Genomic DNA, 16,803 nt, shown 5'->3' with positions numbered 1-16,803 from the left:
TTTACACTGGGCATGACGTGAACCAAGATAATCTGCAGCAACAATTCACTTACTCACAGCAATTTAGCAAGCTTAATCAGTTGCTTGAAAAGAGTGCTGCCCTGTGGCTAGTGCGTGCATTTGAAGTGAACGCTTTGCCTTGGGCACAGGATTTTCCGCAGTTGGCCGAAGCTGTGTGGGCGCTGGCTGACGATGAGCTTGATGGATTCGATGCCGAGCAATCTTTGCTGGTCAAGGCACTGTCACCGGCATTAAGCCAAGATCTTAGGGCATTAGGCCAAGATTGGGACTTGTCATTACTTACCGCAGCCATTGCTGATATTGCGATTACCGATACCACAAAGGTAGATACAGCGCAGGACCGCGGTTTGTCCTTTGATGATGAAGCGCACTTTAGCGCTCACATTAAAGGCCGAAAATGGCAGCAAATTACCGCCTTTGTGCAGCATTTACCCCAGCTTAATTTACCTGTGCTGGAATGGTGTGCGGGTAAAGGGCATTTGGGCCGCTTGATTGCTAAAGCCCGCGGCGCCGATGTGCTGAGTTTAGAGTGGCAGGCGCCGCTGTGTGAAGCAGGGCAGGCCTTTGCTGATAAGTGGCAGTTATCGCAGACCTTTATTTGCGCCGATGCCTTTGCTATTGGTGCAGAACATGCTGTAACAAACACATCTACAACTACAGTTGAAGCACAAGCTGAACATGCCTCAAATGCCAATCCGTTAACTGCACGGCAGCAAGCGGTTGCATTGCATGCCTGCGGTGATTTACATGTTCGGCTGTTAACGCTGGCGGCCGAGGCGGGCACGCAGGCATTGGCTATTTCTCCCTGTTGCTATCATTTAATTCAAGCGAGCCATTATCAGCCGTTATCGACTCTTGCTCAGCAGAGCAGCCTAAAGCTCAGTCGCCATGATTTACAGTTACCGCTGCAGCAGAGTGTGATCGCTAATCCCAAGCAGCAAGCGCTACGCCATCAAGAAATTGCGTGGCGCTTAGGCTTTGATGCACTGCAACGTGAATGTCGACAAATCGACGAATATTTGCCTTTACCCTCGTTAAAACAGAGTCAATTGAGCGGCAGTTTTACGGATTTTTGCCTGTGGGCGGCCGAGACTAAGGCCGTTAATTTAGCGAAAAACAGGGATTTTGAAGCTTGGCTTGACGTTGGGCGACAAAGACAACAATTAACTCGCCGTATTGATTTAGTCGCGCATTTATTCCGCAGCGCACTGGAGCAGTGGTTAATCTTAGATCGCGCTTGTTTTTTGCAGGAACAAGGATATGGTGTTTGCGTGGGTGAATTTTGTGCAAACAGCATCACACCAAGAAATACGCTGATTTTAGCGCAAAAAATGGCGGTATAATTTTTCGCGTCTAAAAATATGCTGTACTGTGATGTTTTTTATGAATTATTTCTATATTAGCGCATTTAAGTTTAGTGATAGTGAATTCAGGGCCGTCGTGTTTGGAACCTGCGCTGTGAGACAAGTCTTACACTCAAGATGGTTTTTTATTGAATCATCGAGCTTTTCTTGTTCAAATGTCGCATTAATGACGAATAACAACTGAAAGCTGACCTGCTGGTCAGTCATTCTAGTGAGCGAATAAAACAGTTTCATGAAATATTCCCGCGTATTTATTAATAGCCTGGCCTATGAACTGGCGCCTGTTGTGGTTTCCAGTAGTGAGCTAGAGTCTCGTCTTGCTCCTTTGTATCAAAAGTTCCGTATTCCTATGGGACAGCTTGCCGCATTGACTGGGATTACCGAACGCCGCTGGTGGCCAAAAGGACATCAATTGTCCGACGGTGCGATTAAAGCTGCCCGTAAAGCCATGGTTGAAACTGGGATTGATGTCGCCGATTTAGGTGCTGTTGTCTATACCGGCGTTTGCCGCGATCAACATGAGCCCGCGACCGCGTGTCGTATTGCTGCCGAATTGGGGGTGTCAAAAGACACCGCGATTTACGATATCAGCAACGCTTGCCTTGGGGTGTTATCGGGTATTTTAGATATCGCGAACCGTATTGAGTTGGGTCAAATCAAGGCGGGTATGGTGGTGTCCTGTGAGTCGGCGCGGGATATTGTCGATGTCACTATCGATAACATGTTGGCCGATCCGACCATGCAGAATTTTGCCCAGTCACTGGCGACCTTAACCGGTGGCTCTGGTGCAGTGGCGGTGATCCTTACTGATGGCAGCTTGCCGCTGACAAATGTGCGCCAGCATCAATTGCTGGGTGCATCGCACTTATCGGCGCCTGAGCATCACCAGTTGTGTCAATGGGGTCTGCAGGAAGTGGGGCACAATCTGTACCGTGAGTTTATGCGTACCGATGCCGTTACCTTGCTTAAAGAAGGTGTTGAATTGGCGAAGCACACTTGGGAGCATTTCCTTGAGCAGCGTAATTGGCTGGTTGAGCAAGTGGACAAAGTGATTTGCCATCAAGTGGGCGCCTCAAACCGTAAGCAAGTGCTTAGCGCGTTAAATATTCCCCCTGAGAAAGAATTTCCAACGTATCAGCTGCTGGGCAATATGGGCACAGTGTCGTTACCTGTGACCGCTGCGATGGCGCACGATCAAGGCTTTTTGCAAGCGGGCGATCAAGTGAGCTTTTTAGGCATAGGCAGTGGATTGAATTGCATGATGTTAGGCATTAAGTGGTAGGGTGCAGTGCACCTTTTCACGCCTTTGCTTGATGGCTAGAATACATTCGAGTCAACCCAGTAAGTCCATGATTCAGTTGATAGCTTAGTCTTTAGTTCTGTCGATAAGCTAAGCCAGCTGTACATAACCCGTTATTCGCTCTCATAAAGAATTAAGATAGGAAGCGTCATGTTAGACACTCTGTTGCCTTTTAAACGTCATTTTCTGAGCCGTAATGGCAACAAGCTACATTATATCAACGAGGGTCAAGGCGAGCCTGTGGTGATGGTTCACGGTAATCCTAGCTGGTCGTTTTACTACCGCAACCTTGTTAGCGCCTTAAAAGACACTCACCAATGCATAGTGCCGGATCATATCGGCTGTGGCCTGTCGGATAAGCCAGACGACAGTGGTTATGACTATACCCTTAAGAACCGTATCGACGATCTCGAAGCCCTGCTCGATAGCCTGAATGTGAAAGAAAACATTACCTTAGTCGTACACGATTGGGGCGGCATGATAGGTATGGGTTATGCGGCGCGTTATCCTGAGCGCATTAAACGCCTAGTGATATTGAACACGGGTGCTTTCCATTTGCCCGAGACTAAACCATTCCCTTGGCCGCTGTGGATTTGTCGTAATACCCTGTTAGGCACAGTGTTGGTACGCGGTTTCAATGCCTTTTCGTCTATTGCTTCCTATGTGGGTGTTAAGCGCCAGCCGATGTCCAAATACATTCGCGAGGCGTATGTCGCGCCGTTTAACTCTTGGGCCAATCGCATTTCGACGCTGCGTTTTGTGCAGGATATTCCGCTGCGTGAAGGCGATAGAAATTATCAATTAGTCTCTGATATTGCTGCGAGTTTACCGCAGTTTGCCAAAGTGCCGACCCTGATTTGCTGGGGTCTCAAGGACTTTGTGTTCGATAAGCACTTTTTAGCAAAATGGCGTCAGCACATGCCCCATGCGACCGTGCATGAGTTTGCCGATTGTGGTCACTACATTTTGGAAGATGCCAGCGATGAAGTGATTGCCCATATTAAAGATTTTATGGCTGACGACCACGTAGAAGCGGCGCCGTCCGAACAGGCCGCAGGTTAATGTCGACCTTGCTTGAGACTGAAGTGGCTCCTTTGGTTGCTCCTTTAGTGACGCCGTTGGAAAAGTCACTTTTAAGTGGCACTTCTGCGTCAGCAACGGTCAATGATGCCAATATTTGTCGTCATCTCAAGCAAGCCGCCCATGCCATTCCCCATCATCTTGCGGTAGCAGTACAAAGCGCTCAGGGCGCTTCTGTGGCGAATTTGCATTACAGCGAGTTGGACTTCCTTAATCTGGATAGACAAAGCGATGCAATCGCCTTTGCGCTGAACGCCCATGGTATTGAGCGCGGCATGAAGGCTGTGCTTATGGTCACGCCGAGTTTGGATTTTTTTGCACTTACTTTTGCGCTGTTTAAAGCGGGGATTATTCCTATCCTAGTTGATCCCGGCATGGGGATCCGCAATCTTAAACAGTGTTTTGCTGAAGCCGCGCCCGATGCTTTTATCGGTATTCCCAAGGCTCATATCGCCAGACGTTTATTTGGTTGGGGTAAGGGCAGTATTAAGTCATTACTCAATGTTGATGACGGCAAAACAGGCTTAGCGGCAAAGTTAATCCGTATCGGTACTGGTGCGATAAGTTTATCGACTCTGCTGCAAAGCACCTTAGTGCAATCTTCTGCTCCAAAGTCTGAATATCCCATGGTGATGCTTAAATCTGATGAGATGGCGGCGATTTTATTCACCAGTGGCAGTACCGGCACGCCTAAAGGCGTAGTGTATAGCCATGGGATGTTTGAGGCACAAATTAAAGCGTTAAAAAACGATTATGGCATTTGCCATGGCGAGCGCGATCTCGCCACTTTTCCGCTGTTTTCACTCTTTGGTCCCGCACTTGGCATGGCGTCTATCGTTCCAGAAATGGATGCCAGCAAACCTATTACTGCTAATCCTGAATTTCTGTTTGCTGCGATTGAGAAATATCAATGCAGTAATATTTTTGTTAATCCCGCTTTGCTCGAACGTTTAGGCCGCGCGGGGGAACAAAAACAGCATAAATTGCCTAGCGTACAGCGGGTGATTTCCGCGGGTGCGCCAGCCACCATTGCCTCCATTGCCCGTTTTAGTAAGATGCTGAGCCAAGGTGTGCCGATTTTAAATTCCTACGGCGCAACCGAATCTTTGCCTATTAGTATGATTGCCAGCGATGCGTTATTTGCCACGACTGACATCACAGATAACGGCGGTGGTATCTGTGTCGGTCGCGCTATCGATGGCGTGACGATTCGCATTATTGCTATCAGCGAAGAGGTTATTCCCGAGTGGGATGATGCCTTACAGCTGAATAACGGTGAAATCGGCGAGATAGTCGTGCAGGGGCCTATGGTGAGTCAGTCCTATTATCTAAACAATAGTCAGCATGATAGCCAAGGCAAACGCGCGACTGCGGCGGCCAAGATTTGGGACTCGGCAACCAATACCGTTAGACACCGCATGGGCGATTTGGGGTATCTTGATGATCAAGGTCTTCTGTGGATGTGTGGTCGTAAGGCCCACAGAGTCGACGCTACTCTTAACGGATTGTTTGCTAAACGTTATTATTCCATTCCCTGCGAGCGCATTTTTAATACGCATCCCAATGTGAAGCGCTCCGCTTTAGTGGGAGTGAAAGTGGCGAACGAGATAGAGCCGTTAATTTGTATCGAACTCGACCAGTCATTGGTGTGCAATAAGAGTCAGCAGTTGTACCAAGATTTGATCGCCATCGCCGAGCAATTTACCCAGACTCAGGGCATAAGGCGGTTTCTTATCCATCCTGATTTCCCTGTGGATGTGCGGCATAATGCCAAGATTTTTAGAGAAAAATTAGCCGTTTGGGCGCAATCGCAAACGAAAGGTTGATTTGAAACTCCACGGCTTTTTCCTGCATTTTTTACGTTATATTCTGTGTTCATTTGAACAAACTCGCTTATTTTTAAGCCCTTGTGCTTATTTTAAACTTATTACACCGACTTTAAGTTCATGTAAATGTGCTGAAATGGATACCCCTTAATGACGAAAGACCCAATCAAGAGCACGACGCTTGCCCAATTTGATGCGGCTGAACAAACTGCACTCGCGCAGCTCGCCCTTAAGGTGCAACACGCCTTTGTCACGGGGGCGGGGGGATTTTTAGGTAAAGCGATTTGCCTGAGATTGTTAGCCGCGGGCATTAAGGTCACAGGTTTTGCGCGTGGGCATTATCCCGAACTTGAAGCGCTGGGCGTAGTCATGCTGCAAGGGGATTTAGTCAATAAAGATCTGCTGCAACAGGCGATGCAAGGCTGCGATATCGTATTCCATGTGGCGTCTAAAGCGGGTGTTTGGGGGGACAGAGACAGCTATTTTTGTCCGAATGTGAAGGGCGCTGCCAATGTGATTGCCGCTTGTAAGGCATTAAAAATAGATAAGTTAGTTTACACCAGTACCCCGAGTGTGACCTTTGCAGGGCAGGATGAATCGGGTATTGATGAGTCAACTCCTTATGCCACCAGATTCTTGAATCATTATGCCCACTCTAAAGCCATCGCTGAAAAGATGATGCTCGACGCCAATCAAGTAGGTGACATGCCACTTGAAAATCCTGATGTGACTCAAGTATTTAGCCAAGTGACGACTCAAGCCAGTGCACCCTATGCGTTAAAAACCGTCGCACTCAGGCCGCATTTGATATGGGGGCCTGGCGATCCCCATCTAGTGCCTCGGGTATTGTCGCGCGGGCGTTTAGGTAAGCTTAAACTGGTTGGCCGCGAAGATAAGCTAGTCGATACCATCTACATAGACAATGCTGCCTATGCCCATGTGCTGGCGGCACTGGAACTTTGCCAAGCAAAGCCTAAGTGTCAAGGGAAAGCTTATTTTCTGAGTAATGATGAACCCATCACTATGGCCGAGATGATCAATTTGATTTTGGCCTGCGATGCTTTACCGCCAGTGACTAAGCGTGTGCCTCAATCTGTGGCCTATGTAATAGGCGCAGTATTGGAGAGTGTACATTACCTCCTAAAGAAGCAAGAAGAGCCCATGATGACGCGTTTTGTCGCACGGCAGTTATCCTGCAGCCATTATTTTGATATCAGCGCAGCTAAACGAGATTTAGGTTATCGTGCGCTCGTCTCTATTAATCAAGGGATGGCAAGGCTTAAAACTTCTCTTTGAGGGAATGAGGACTCAATGAGGCCTCATTCCAAGCAATTTTTAGGTATTTTCAGATACGATGGGCAATAATTTATTTGCTAGCCATGTGTAATACATCGAGTTGCCATGGATCCAATCATGTTGGCCGTCTGGATAACAAATATCTGAGGCGTATGCCATAGGAGTGTCAATTTCTTCATCGAAGGCTTTTGCCGCATTAAAAAACAAAATATTCAGCTGTGAGCAAATGTATTCAAGCGCGTCAAAATAAGAATAGACAAGCCACGTCATTGACTGTGATTCTTTGAAGTAACGACAGAAAGGTGGATCAGAAACAACGATGACTGTATGTCCTCTTTCTTTCATCGTTAATAATATAGACAGTTGTTTTGATTGGTCCTCATGGAAGAAATCAACATAATTCTTCAAGGTAATATCTTTAATGTCAGCATCTTTTTGTTTTTGTAGCCATGTAAAAAAACGAGCAACAGTCTGATGTGTTTGTAGGCCAATATTGGAAATAATCACAGATTTTTTTTCAAACTTAGATTGCTCGTGAGCCTGTAAATTTTTCAATATTGGCGCGAAAAGTTGACGTGATGCGGCGTTTTCAAGTGGTACGAAATATTCTGTTTCGCATATTGAAAATTTGCCTTGGGCAAATCCTGAGCCGTTCATTACCATGCCACCCATAAACGGGATTTCCATTTCCTTTAGTGCTTTTGCTAACTTACCCATATGGCTATCACCGAGTAATGTTAATTGGTTCACTGTGGTGTCATTTGAATGATGTAATAATTTGTTCAACGCGTCTAAACGTTCTTCATCACAAACCGTTTCTTGGTGATTTTTCTCACCGTTATTTTGTGCTTTGGTGATTTTTTTATCAGAAAATGCCGATTTGAAGTGGCTCATTACATACTCAATAGCTTTATTTGAGACCGTTCTTCTATTCTCATTGAATCTAAAATCATTGACATTATTGACTGTGATAATTTCAAATGATGGGAAATAGTCAAATACTTCATCATTATCCGCTAAATAACCCGCGACAGCGCGTAGAACAGACTTCGAATATTGGCTGGCAACAAGGATATGTTTATCTGATGCGGTTGCTGTAAGAGGGACTGGGGATACGGTTAAGATCACTTTTATCTGTGGGTTGATACCTTGAATGATGTCTTTTATAAGCAATAAATCAGATTTAATTTCATTGTAATTAAACTGATGGAAAGTAAATATTGCATCATTGAACTCACCGGCAATAACCCCAGGACAATTTGGGTAGAAAACATCATCAATATCTTTCCAGGCCTCTGTTAAACCTAGGGTAAAAATAAGTACATTTGTTGCTCTTAGCGTAGCTAATAGCTCGTTTTTTGCAGATATCCGAGCCTCGCGTAACGCTTCTTCTGAGCTAAACCCATCAGGGTGTACATTGGGTCTCAATAGATCGATATAGCGTTCTGCATTCTTGTCATAAAAAATATCAAATCTGTGGGAATGAGCAGGATCTAAGGTTAACCATTGAAGAAAGCATCTAGGGGTATACACATTGCCAAAGGCAAAGCTGGATATTTGTCGACTGTCGAGTTTGCTGCGATTAAATGGATAATTATTATCGATCATCCATTTTCCCACATGTTGAGCAAAGCATGAACCAACAGATGAAATGCTGCTATTGTCTTTTGATATGAGCAAATTATGAATTGATTGAAAAGGCACTTTGCCTAAATCAATTTCCGCAACGCCAGTTTTCCAAAAATATTGTTCTGCTTGTTCACTGTAAGGAGTAAGAAACTGTGTGTTCATGATTAAATTCCATTTTAATGAGTTTTATATAAATAACTGGAAATGATAAAAGCAAACAAAAGCATGAATAAGATGCTAAAAAGTGATCGGTGCGTTACGAAATGGTTAGTATGCCAATGGCTGTCAACCTGAATACTGATTTACTCAATGAATGATTCTAAATTAGTTATTAACTCATTACATGTATACTTGACCACAATAGATTTAAATTTATTTAACACCCTATAGATTCATACTTTAGGTTTACGCTAGTGTATATAAAATGAACTTGTTCAAGTCTATTTTATTAGCTGTATTTAATAATAAATCTAATTTTAAAAAGGTATCGTATGGGCTGTAGGGATTGTAATTATACAGATTTAAACTGGGCAATTTTCAGGCAAAAGATTGGTCGCTGCAAACGCTGTATGTGGCAGCTTACGGCTTTATCGGCAATCGGCTGGCCGCTGTGGTGGTGGCTTTATCGTGATGCGCCTAGGGATGTAGACTCGATTGCATTACTGTTTTTCTGCGCGGCTTTTACGGGGTTACTTGCTTTGCACCTTATCGTCTTGGCTTACCGTCGCCTCAGAGGGCGAAAGTAAGCCAACCGACTTTCTGTTTGTGTGCTTAAACTGAGTGAGTCGCCATTTTCTCGTGCATCATTTTTTTCATTAATGGCGCAAGGGCAAAGAAGACTAATGCCATCACCACGCCAATTTGCGCCGAGAAGATAAACAGTTGTTCGTATAGCGCCATCGCACTCGGTACGTCACTTATCACGCCGCCTTGGGTATCAATCGCGGCGAGTTTGTTTAATTCGGCGGCTAAGATTTCAGAGTATGAAGTGCCGAGGAACCAAGCACCCATCATCAGGCTGACTACGCGTTTTACCGAAAGCTGAGTCACGGCAGATAAGCCTATGGGCGACAACAATAACTCCCCGATTTCTAATACAAAATAAGCCGCGACTAAGAACCAAATACTCACTAAGCCACTGCTTAGCGGCATCTGGATCCCGAGCACAAGCACCATAAAGGATAAACCCGCGAACAAAATACCGAGTGCGGTTTTAACCGGTTTGCTTAGGTCGCAATTTTTACGGGCGAGGGCTGGCCACAGCCAAGCGAAGATAGGCGACAAACTGATCACAAAGAAGGCACCGAGGAAGGTCAATTGTCCCGCGCTCCATTCGAGACCGAGCATGTTACGGTCCATCACACGGTCCGAAAATGCTACCCAAGAGCCATAGGTCTGCTCATATAAACCAAAGAAGACCAAACCCGCAACGATGAAAAGCAGCAAAGCCGACATCTGTTGACGTTCAATCGGATTACAATGTTTCACCATGAACCAGCCAATCCCGAGGGCGAGCACTAGTGATACTGAGTGCAAGAACCAAATCACTGGGCTCACAGCGGGTAATAAACTGCTAATCGAAAGTACGAGGGAGTGGGTTTGAATCAACCCCCAGACTATGATTACGCTGCCAATTGCGCTTAAGTAAATCCATTGTTCTGTCGTTATGCCAGCGGTTTTCTTTAAAATCCGCGCAGGATCTCTGGGTTCGGCGAAGCCTTGCAGATGTTTTTTGCCACGAATAAACACCAACAAACCTGCTAACATCCCTAAACCTGCCAAACCAAAACCGTACTTCCAGCCATAGGTTTCACCTAAATAAGCGCAAATTAGCGGGGCTAAGGTGGCGCCTAAGTTGATGCCCGCGTAGAAAATGGTAAAACCAGAATCTCGCTTAGCGGATGATTTAGGATAAAGCTGACCGACTATGGTGGAAATATTGGGTTTTAAAAAACCCACACCGACAATGATTAAGGCGAGGGATAAATAGAATACTTGCAGCGCTTGTTCATCCCGTTGAATTTCACCTGCAACGATAACCGCTTGATGGCCTTCAAAGGCCATACCTAAGTGGCCGAGCACCAATAAAACACCACCAAAGATCACCGCTTTACGCATGCCGATATAGCGGTCGGCCAATAAGCCACCCACTACGGGCATGGCATACACTAAGGCACCGTAAGCACCAATCACGTTGTAACCAAATTCATCGGTAAATAGATGATATTTAATCAGGTAAAGAAACAGTAATGCTTTCATACCGTAGAAAGAGAAACGTTCCCACATTTCGGTAAAAAAGCAGACAAATAAGCCCTTAGGATGCCCAAATAGCATTTCAGCAGGGGGCGAGCCTTGTGGGCCCTGCATTGCGTGCGGCGGGTTTTGTTCTATTGACACTTAAGACTCCCATTGCTGGCACTTTATGCGCCGAGCAGCTAATGATTCATTTTATCGTAATGAATTTTATTAATTATTTTTCATTATTTGTGATTATCGCGGCGCTTTTGATCGCTAAAAGACGGCGCTGTTGCAGCAGTTAATCACACTCGGATGATATGGAACAGCCAAGGGTCTTGAAAGTGATGAATATTTTGTATAACTAACATTTTTAGCCGTTCTTTAAGGCTCGCTATAGCAATACTAAGCGGTTAAATTAATTCATTTTCAGTTAAGAAATGAGTGCTAAATAGTGGCCATAATTCAACTGTGGCAGTTTTATCCTAGCGGCTTTAGCCTTGATTTAGCTGTAGTTCGTCGTTTAATGGATAGTGTAAGTTTTATGATTGATAGCAATTTTGCATTATTGGTAGAGCATCTACGCGCTTGTTCGAGGCTGCTATCTAAAGGAATGTCACGAATGGGTGGGTTAGATGATTTTCTCAGGGAAGCGCTGTGATTGAGAAGTGAACTTATTCGAGGCATAAGTATAAATAAGCACCATAATTATATTGATTGTAAAAGAATTTTAATCTTGATAGTTGCATTTTTCATATAAGATTTCACAGTTTATATTTCTACAATGAGTCAATGTCTATCTGCTCAACTTTACTGATTTAGATCAGTCGTTATGTGTTACTAAGGAGACTTATGGAGTTTTTTACCACCCTATTTGTGGGTTACCCGCTTTGGGTTTGGTTAATGTTTTTCGGTTTTGTGCTGGCGTTATTAGCTTTTGACCTTGGCGTATTGCACAAGGATCAGCATGAAATTACCGTGGCTGAAAGTTTAAAGCTTTCAGCCTTTTATATCTGTATGGGCTTATTGTTTGGGGCCTGGCTCTGGTGGTACAAGGGTTCAACCGCCGGTATGGAATACCTAACGGGCTATCTGATTGAAAAATCACTGTCTATGGATAACGTATTTGTTATCGCGTTAATCTTCAGTAGCTTAGGTATCCCACGTTTATACCAACATAGAGTGCTCTTCTGGGGCATTATGGGCGTAATAGTGTTGCGCGCCATTATGATCGGTCTTGGTGCTGTGCTTGTTGCCCAGTATCAAGGTGTACTTGTGTTATTTGGACTCTTCTTGATTTTCACTGGCGTGAAAATGCTCTTCTCAAACGATGAGCACGGTGATATCCAAGACAATAAGTTTTATAAATGGTTACGCACTAAGATGCGTTTTACGCCAACGCTGCATAAAGAAAAATTCTGGGTACGTGGCGAAGATCATCAGTTAACAAAAGGATGGTGGGCGACGCCGTTATTCTTGGCGTTGATCTTAGTGGAAACCGCGGATTTGGTGTTTGCAGTCGACAGTATTCCAGCTATTTTTGCAATTACCCAAGATCCTTTCATCGTTTATACCTCGAATATCTTCGCGATTCTGGGGCTACGTGCTTTGTATTTTGCGTTGGCTGCTATGGTGCACCGTTTCGAATACCTTAAATATGCACTTTCAGTGGTATTAGTGTTTATCGGGGTGAAAGTGGGTTTAGTGTATTTCAATCACGAGGGAATAGTGGACTTTACTATCCCTACTGCCGTGTCCCTTGGTGTGACTTTTGGTCTGTTGGTCTTAGGTGTCTTGTATTCGCTGTGGAAGACGCGCGGGCAAGAAGTTGAGAAATAGCTTGGACGGCTAGTCCAATAAGTAATATGTTTCGGCCGTTTAGTCATGCTAAACGGCCTTTTTTATATCCTTAATATGTGAATCGTTAAGCTTTACAGAAGATGTTAAAAATTAGTCTATGCTTAATTTGAGCCGTTGTTAGTTTTAGGCTCACAAAGGGAGTTTTTAGGACTAATACTCTTCAAGGACGATATTATGAAACTCAACATTACCGCCATACTTCTGCTCACCGTTTGTTCATTGACAGCAGTCAACGTAAAAGCTGCAGATAAACAATCGCCTAACACTAGATCTAACGCAAACTCAACCTGTACTGGAGCCTATCCAAGTTACTTCCAAGATCCTGCTTTTGCAAAAACAGGCATGTGGGACAATCAAGTCATTATCAACCAAGCTTATTCTGGCTGGAAGGGGCCTATTTTTAGCCTCAGTGATGCTTATTCGAGTGCTAAACCAGATAGCGCTGCACCTTGGCTTAAATTCAATCCCTTCGATAAAAATCTGAGTGAAAGTGATAAAAATACCCAAGCTGAGCAATACCTCTGGGCTGTGATGAAGTACATCCAAGAGGGAAACATCGACAAAGGCGATGTCAGTAAAGACTGGGATCTGTGTAACAACAAGGTGCGCTCTTGGTACCATATTCCCTATCAGACCTATGATCCCATGAGTGGGCGGGAATTTATCCATGGCTTGACCCGAGAAGCCCCCGTTACTATGGAGATAAAAGGCCAAGGCTCCCTTAAAACCACTATGTGGGCGGTGGGCTTTTATAATCCTCAGGCGGCAAACAGCATTGGCAAGGTATGGACCGGGGCACCATCACCTGTGATGCCCCAGCAAAATTTTGCATTTAATGAAGGCAGTGTGATTGGCAAGTTACTGTTCACTACCGCAACGCCTAATAATTATCCTTTCCTTGAAAATGTACCTGTTTGGCAAGCCAATATCAGTGCCAGTGATTTCTGTGTATGTAAAAACGCCGATGGCAGTGCCTGTAGTTTCCAACAGGAAACAGAGCAATGCCCGCGCTCTGTCGCCGATGTGTACTTATTGCAGTTTGATATTGCAGTGCGCGACAGCCGTTCACCCGTGGGCTGGGCCTATGGCACTTTTGTCGCCGATGGTCAGTTTAAAGCGAAAGAGAAAAATCCTTGGGATCGTATCTCACCTCTGGGATTAATGTGGGGGAATGACACGCCGCCAGCAACAGTGGGAGCGGCAGCATTCCCTCAAAACCCAATCACAGGGCTTAAGGATAGCGCCGTATTTCAAGAGGTCGTTGGCCGTTTGAATGAGCACACCAATGCGGGACACTTAGGGTGTAATGGGCGTTTAAATGGCCCTGCGGATAATGCATTAAGTAGCTGTTTATCTTGCCATCAAACCGCATCCGTTCCTGATAGCACTAATAATACTCCGGCAATCATGTACCAATTTGCTTCGTATCAAGAGCCGGGCAGTGGTCAATGTTTAACATCGCCCAGCGCCCTCGATTTATCGATTGACCAAGTGTACTTCAAAACCTTTATGTGTTCTGCGTCCTTCGTTGGACCCAGTAACATAGTCCCTGCACCTAAATATACTCAAGGGCAAAAACAGTGGATTTCTACTGATTTTTCATTGCAGCTCAGTATCAGTCTCACCCAGTGGCAAGAATGGCAACAAGACCAAGATAATCTGAAAAAGAATATCAAAGTACGTGTATTTGATGGCACTTTACCCTCGCGCTAATGTTGGCGTTTAAGTTTAAAACCAACGCACTATCTGGCATGACCTGTTAGATAGTGCGTTTTTTATGGCAATACCCTTGGCTCATTTTGAAATTAATGCAAATTAGCTTGTTCTTCTACGTGCTTTTTCCTAAGGTGATTGCAAATGATTTTCAATGAGGCGTGATATGAATACCCATCTGCAGTTACAGGTAAACCATTGGCTTGAAAATGATCCAGACCCTCGCACTCAAGCCCAGTTACAAACCCTAATTGATAGCGGCAATGAAGCCGAACTCGCGGCGCGATTTGCGGGGCGCTTGGAATTTGGCACCGCAGGATTACGTGGTGTCGTTGGCGCTGGGCCTATGGGGATGAACCGTTTGGTGATCCGCCAAACCTCTGCTGGTCTTGGTGCGTATCTACTTGATCAGATTAAAGATGCAGCCGAGCGTGGCGTGGTGATTGGTTATGATGGCCGCCACGATTCATTTAATTTTGCCCATGATGCGGCGAGTGTGCTCACCGCTATGGGGATTAAGGTGCGCTTAACGTCCAAAGTAGCGCCAACACCGCTGGTGGCCTTTGGGGTAAAACATTTTAATGCGGCAGCGGGCATTGTGGTGACTGCGAGTCATAACCCGCCGCAATACAATGGCTATAAAGTCTATTGGGAGAATGGCGCGCAGATTATTCCACCCCACGATTCTGGTATTGCCGCGCAAATTGAGCGCGCCGCGAATCAAGCGATTCCGTTTTTAGAGCATGATGACGCGGTAAAACAAGGTAAGTTAATTATCCTGCAGGACGATTTTTACCAAAGCTATCGCCATGGCGTGCAGCAAGCTGAGGTGCTGCAAAACCATACCGCTCCTGAAAAGGTCAGTTTAGCCTATACCGCCATGCACGGTGTGGGTGCCGAAATGGCTGAAACGGTATTGAAAGATGCCGGTTTCACCCAAGTGTATTCGGTTGCCTCCCAGCGTGAACCCGATGGCGATTTCCCGACGGTGAACTTCCCAAACCCTGAAGAAAAGGGTGCGATGGATTTAGTGATTGCCGAGGCGAAAAAACACGGCGCTATGCTCGCCTGTGCTAACGATCCCGATGCCGACCGTTTTGCGGTTGCAGTGCGTAAAGAGGATGGCGAGTATCAGATGTTGACTGGCGATCAAGTCGGTGTGCTCTTTGGGCATTACTTGCTATCTCACACCAAAAATAATCAAAGACTTACGGGCACAACGATAGTGTCATCGAGCCTGTTATCTAAAATTGCTCAAGGGTTTGGCACGCAAAGCTTTACCACGCTCACCGGCTTTAAGTGGCTGATGAATGTGGGGATTTCAAAAACTTCGCCTGAGGATCAATTCCTGTTTGCCTATGAAGAAGCTCTTGGCTACACAGTTGGCAGTATGGTGTGGGATAAAGATGGCTTGTCGGCGCTGGTGGCATTTGCCCAATTGACTGCCGAGCAGGTGGCGAAGGGGCAAACGATTTGGGACAGACTCGAGCAAATTTACCGTGAGCATGGCTTCCATCTCAATGCGCAGGTGAGCATTGCCTTAAAACCTGACACGCCCAATATTGGCGCCTATTTGCGCGAGCATCCACCTGTGAAGATTGGTGAGTTAGATGTGCTCTCAACCGATGACTTAAAGGCGCTTGAGCGTCGTTTTGCCGATGGAAATATTGAGAAAATCGACTTACCACCGAGCGATGTATTGACTTACTGCTTAGCGGGTGGGGCTCGGGTGATTGTCAGACCATCTGGCACTGAACCTAAAATTAAGTGCTACTACGAAGTGGTAGAAACTATGGTTGATACAGATACCTTAGCCAGCGCCCAAGCGAGGGCGAGCAAAGCCATGGATGATTTTATTCAGGCACATCAAGCCAGTTTGCCAAAGTAATCTTGGTTGCTGGTTAAGTTAAAACGCCAAAATTCACTTTTATTAAAAGGCTACTGACATCATGCTGTCAGTAGCCTTGTTTTATTCTTGTTGTCGCCCGTTAATGATTCTGTCCTGAATTGTACGAATAAGGTTTTGAATCATTGATATTTTTTCAACAAGGAGAAAGTGAAAATGTTATCTATTGCACCGTTAGTTTGGGGTGAAATTCCTGTCAGTGACATGAACCGTGCCATTGCTTTTTATCAACAGCATTTTGGGGTTGAGTTTAAACGTGACGATATGGAAGACATGGAATATGCGAGCATAGTCACTGAGGATGCGAGTGCGGCGAGCATAGGGCTAGTCAAATGCAGTATGAGTCAGCCGTCAATGCAGGGCAGCACAGTGTATTTGCATTTCAGCACCCACTTACAACCGCTAGTGGATAAACTCGCTGCCGCCAATGTGAATATTTTGCTGCCAGTGACGCCGATTAATGGTGGAGAGTGTGGTTACATCGCGTTATTTGCCGATAGTGAAGGCAATAAAGTCGGTCTGTGGTCTAAGGATAAGTAGTTTCGAGTGTTAAATTGTTAGCGTCGTGCCCTT

General features: G+C 45.4%; 12 protein-coding genes. 10 read left to right on the top strand and 2 right to left on the bottom strand.

Going from position 1 to position 16,803, the window contains the following annotated elements; all coding sequences use genetic code 11:
• Positions 1-17: 17 nt before the first annotated feature.
• From RA178_RS14670 to oleD, 5 genes are all read left to right on the top strand, one after another.
• Positions 18-1,364: a methyltransferase gene (locus RA178_RS14670; protein ID WP_306682503.1), complete on the top strand. Its 1,347-nt coding sequence runs from the start codon at positions 18-20 to the stop codon at positions 1,362-1,364.
• Between the two features lie 253 nt (positions 1,365-1,617).
• On the top strand, positions 1,618-2,667 hold the full coding sequence (locus RA178_RS14665; RefSeq protein ID WP_028760522.1) for a 3-oxoacyl-ACP synthase III: 1,050 nt from the start codon (positions 1,618-1,620) through the stop codon (positions 2,665-2,667).
• Positions 2,668-2,835: 168 nt separating this feature from the next.
• On the top strand, positions 2,836-3,747 hold the full coding sequence (locus RA178_RS14660) for an alpha/beta fold hydrolase (RefSeq protein ID WP_263165897.1): 912 nt from the start codon (positions 2,836-2,838) through the stop codon (positions 3,745-3,747).
• Positions 3,747-5,591, top strand: a complete 1,845-nt coding sequence (gene oleC, locus RA178_RS14655; protein WP_306682500.1) for an olefin beta-lactone synthetase — start codon at positions 3,747-3,749, stop codon at positions 5,589-5,591. Before RA178_RS14660 ends, oleC begins: the two co-directional genes overlap by 1 nt.
• A 150-nt stretch (positions 5,592-5,741) precedes the next feature.
• Positions 5,742-6,887 carry a 2-alkyl-3-oxoalkanoate reductase gene (gene oleD / locus RA178_RS14650; protein WP_306682498.1) on the top strand — a complete coding sequence of 382 codons (1,146 nt, stop codon included), beginning with the start codon at positions 5,742-5,744 and terminating at the stop codon, positions 6,885-6,887.
• A 39-nt stretch (positions 6,888-6,926) separates the two neighbouring features.
• Here the strand turns inward: oleD and RA178_RS14645 are convergent, their stop codons facing one another.
• Positions 6,927-8,678, bottom strand: a complete 1,752-nt coding sequence (locus RA178_RS14645; protein ID WP_306682496.1) for a GSCFA domain-containing protein — start codon at positions 8,676-8,678, stop codon at positions 6,927-6,929.
• Between the two features lie 329 nt (positions 8,679-9,007).
• Here RA178_RS14645 and RA178_RS14640 point away from each other — a divergent pair, with 329 nt between their 5' ends.
• Positions 9,008-9,262 (top strand): DUF3624 domain-containing protein, encoded by a 255-nt coding sequence (locus tag RA178_RS14640; RefSeq protein ID WP_263149020.1) that lies wholly within the window; start codon positions 9,008-9,010, stop codon positions 9,260-9,262.
• A 25-nt stretch (positions 9,263-9,287) separates the two neighbouring features.
• Here RA178_RS14640 and RA178_RS14635 read toward each other — a convergent pair whose 3' ends face one another.
• Positions 9,288-10,913: a peptide MFS transporter gene (locus tag RA178_RS14635; RefSeq protein WP_306682494.1), complete on the bottom strand. Its 1,626-nt coding sequence runs from the start codon at positions 10,911-10,913 to the stop codon at positions 9,288-9,290.
• 690 nt (positions 10,914-11,603) lie between these two features.
• Between RA178_RS14635 and RA178_RS14630 the strand changes: the two genes are divergently transcribed.
• From RA178_RS14630 to RA178_RS14615, 4 genes are all read left to right on the top strand, one after another.
• Positions 11,604-12,590 carry a TerC family protein gene (locus RA178_RS14630; protein WP_028760515.1) on the top strand — a complete coding sequence of 329 codons (987 nt, stop codon included), beginning with the start codon at positions 11,604-11,606 and terminating at the stop codon, positions 12,588-12,590.
• Between the two features lie 195 nt (positions 12,591-12,785).
• A complete protein-coding gene (locus tag RA178_RS14625) occupies positions 12,786-14,324 on the top strand; it encodes a hypothetical protein (protein WP_306682493.1) in 1,539 nt (512 codons plus the stop codon).
• Between the two features lie 166 nt (positions 14,325-14,490).
• Positions 14,491-16,212 (top strand): phospho-sugar mutase, encoded by a 1,722-nt coding sequence (locus RA178_RS14620; protein WP_306682492.1) that lies wholly within the window; start codon positions 14,491-14,493, stop codon positions 16,210-16,212.
• 174 nt (positions 16,213-16,386) lie between these two features.
• Positions 16,387-16,770, top strand: a complete 384-nt coding sequence (locus RA178_RS14615) for a VOC family protein (RefSeq protein ID WP_028760505.1) — start codon at positions 16,387-16,389, stop codon at positions 16,768-16,770.
• The last annotated feature ends 33 nt before the right edge of the window (positions 16,771-16,803 follow it).

It is taken from the genome of Shewanella oncorhynchi, assembly GCF_030848765.1.
Taxonomy (GTDB): Bacteria; Pseudomonadota; Gammaproteobacteria; order Enterobacterales; family Shewanellaceae; genus Shewanella; species Shewanella oncorhynchi.
The sequence above is the reverse complement of the archived record's forward strand: the minus strand, read 5'-3'. Positions and strand labels throughout refer to the sequence as shown.

Excerpts from the sequence above, each read along its gene's own strand:
- RA178_RS14665 (WP_028760522.1), top strand. The coding sequence starts at position 1,618 with ATGAAATATTCCCGCGTATTTATTAATAGCCTGGCCTATGAACTGGCG.
- RA178_RS14620 (WP_306682492.1), top strand. The coding sequence starts at position 14,491 with ATGAATACCCATCTGCAGTTACAGGTAAACCATTGGCTTGAAAATGAT.
- oleC (WP_306682500.1), top strand. The coding sequence starts at position 3,747 with ATGTCGACCTTGCTTGAGACTGAAGTGGCTCCTTTGGTTGCTCCTTTA.
- RA178_RS14645 (WP_306682496.1), bottom strand. The coding sequence starts at position 8,678 with ATGAACACACAGTTTCTTACTCCTTACAGTGAACAAGCAGAACAATAT.
- RA178_RS14630 (WP_028760515.1), top strand. The coding sequence starts at position 11,604 with ATGGAGTTTTTTACCACCCTATTTGTGGGTTACCCGCTTTGGGTTTGG.
- RA178_RS14640 (WP_263149020.1), top strand. The coding sequence starts at position 9,008 with ATGGGCTGTAGGGATTGTAATTATACAGATTTAAACTGGGCAATTTTC.
- oleD (WP_306682498.1), top strand. The coding sequence starts at position 5,742 with ATGACGAAAGACCCAATCAAGAGCACGACGCTTGCCCAATTTGATGCG.
- RA178_RS14660 (WP_263165897.1), top strand. The coding sequence starts at position 2,836 with ATGTTAGACACTCTGTTGCCTTTTAAACGTCATTTTCTGAGCCGTAAT.
- RA178_RS14615 (WP_028760505.1), top strand. The coding sequence starts at position 16,387 with ATGTTATCTATTGCACCGTTAGTTTGGGGTGAAATTCCTGTCAGTGAC.
- RA178_RS14625 (WP_306682493.1), top strand. The coding sequence starts at position 12,786 with ATGAAACTCAACATTACCGCCATACTTCTGCTCACCGTTTGTTCATTG.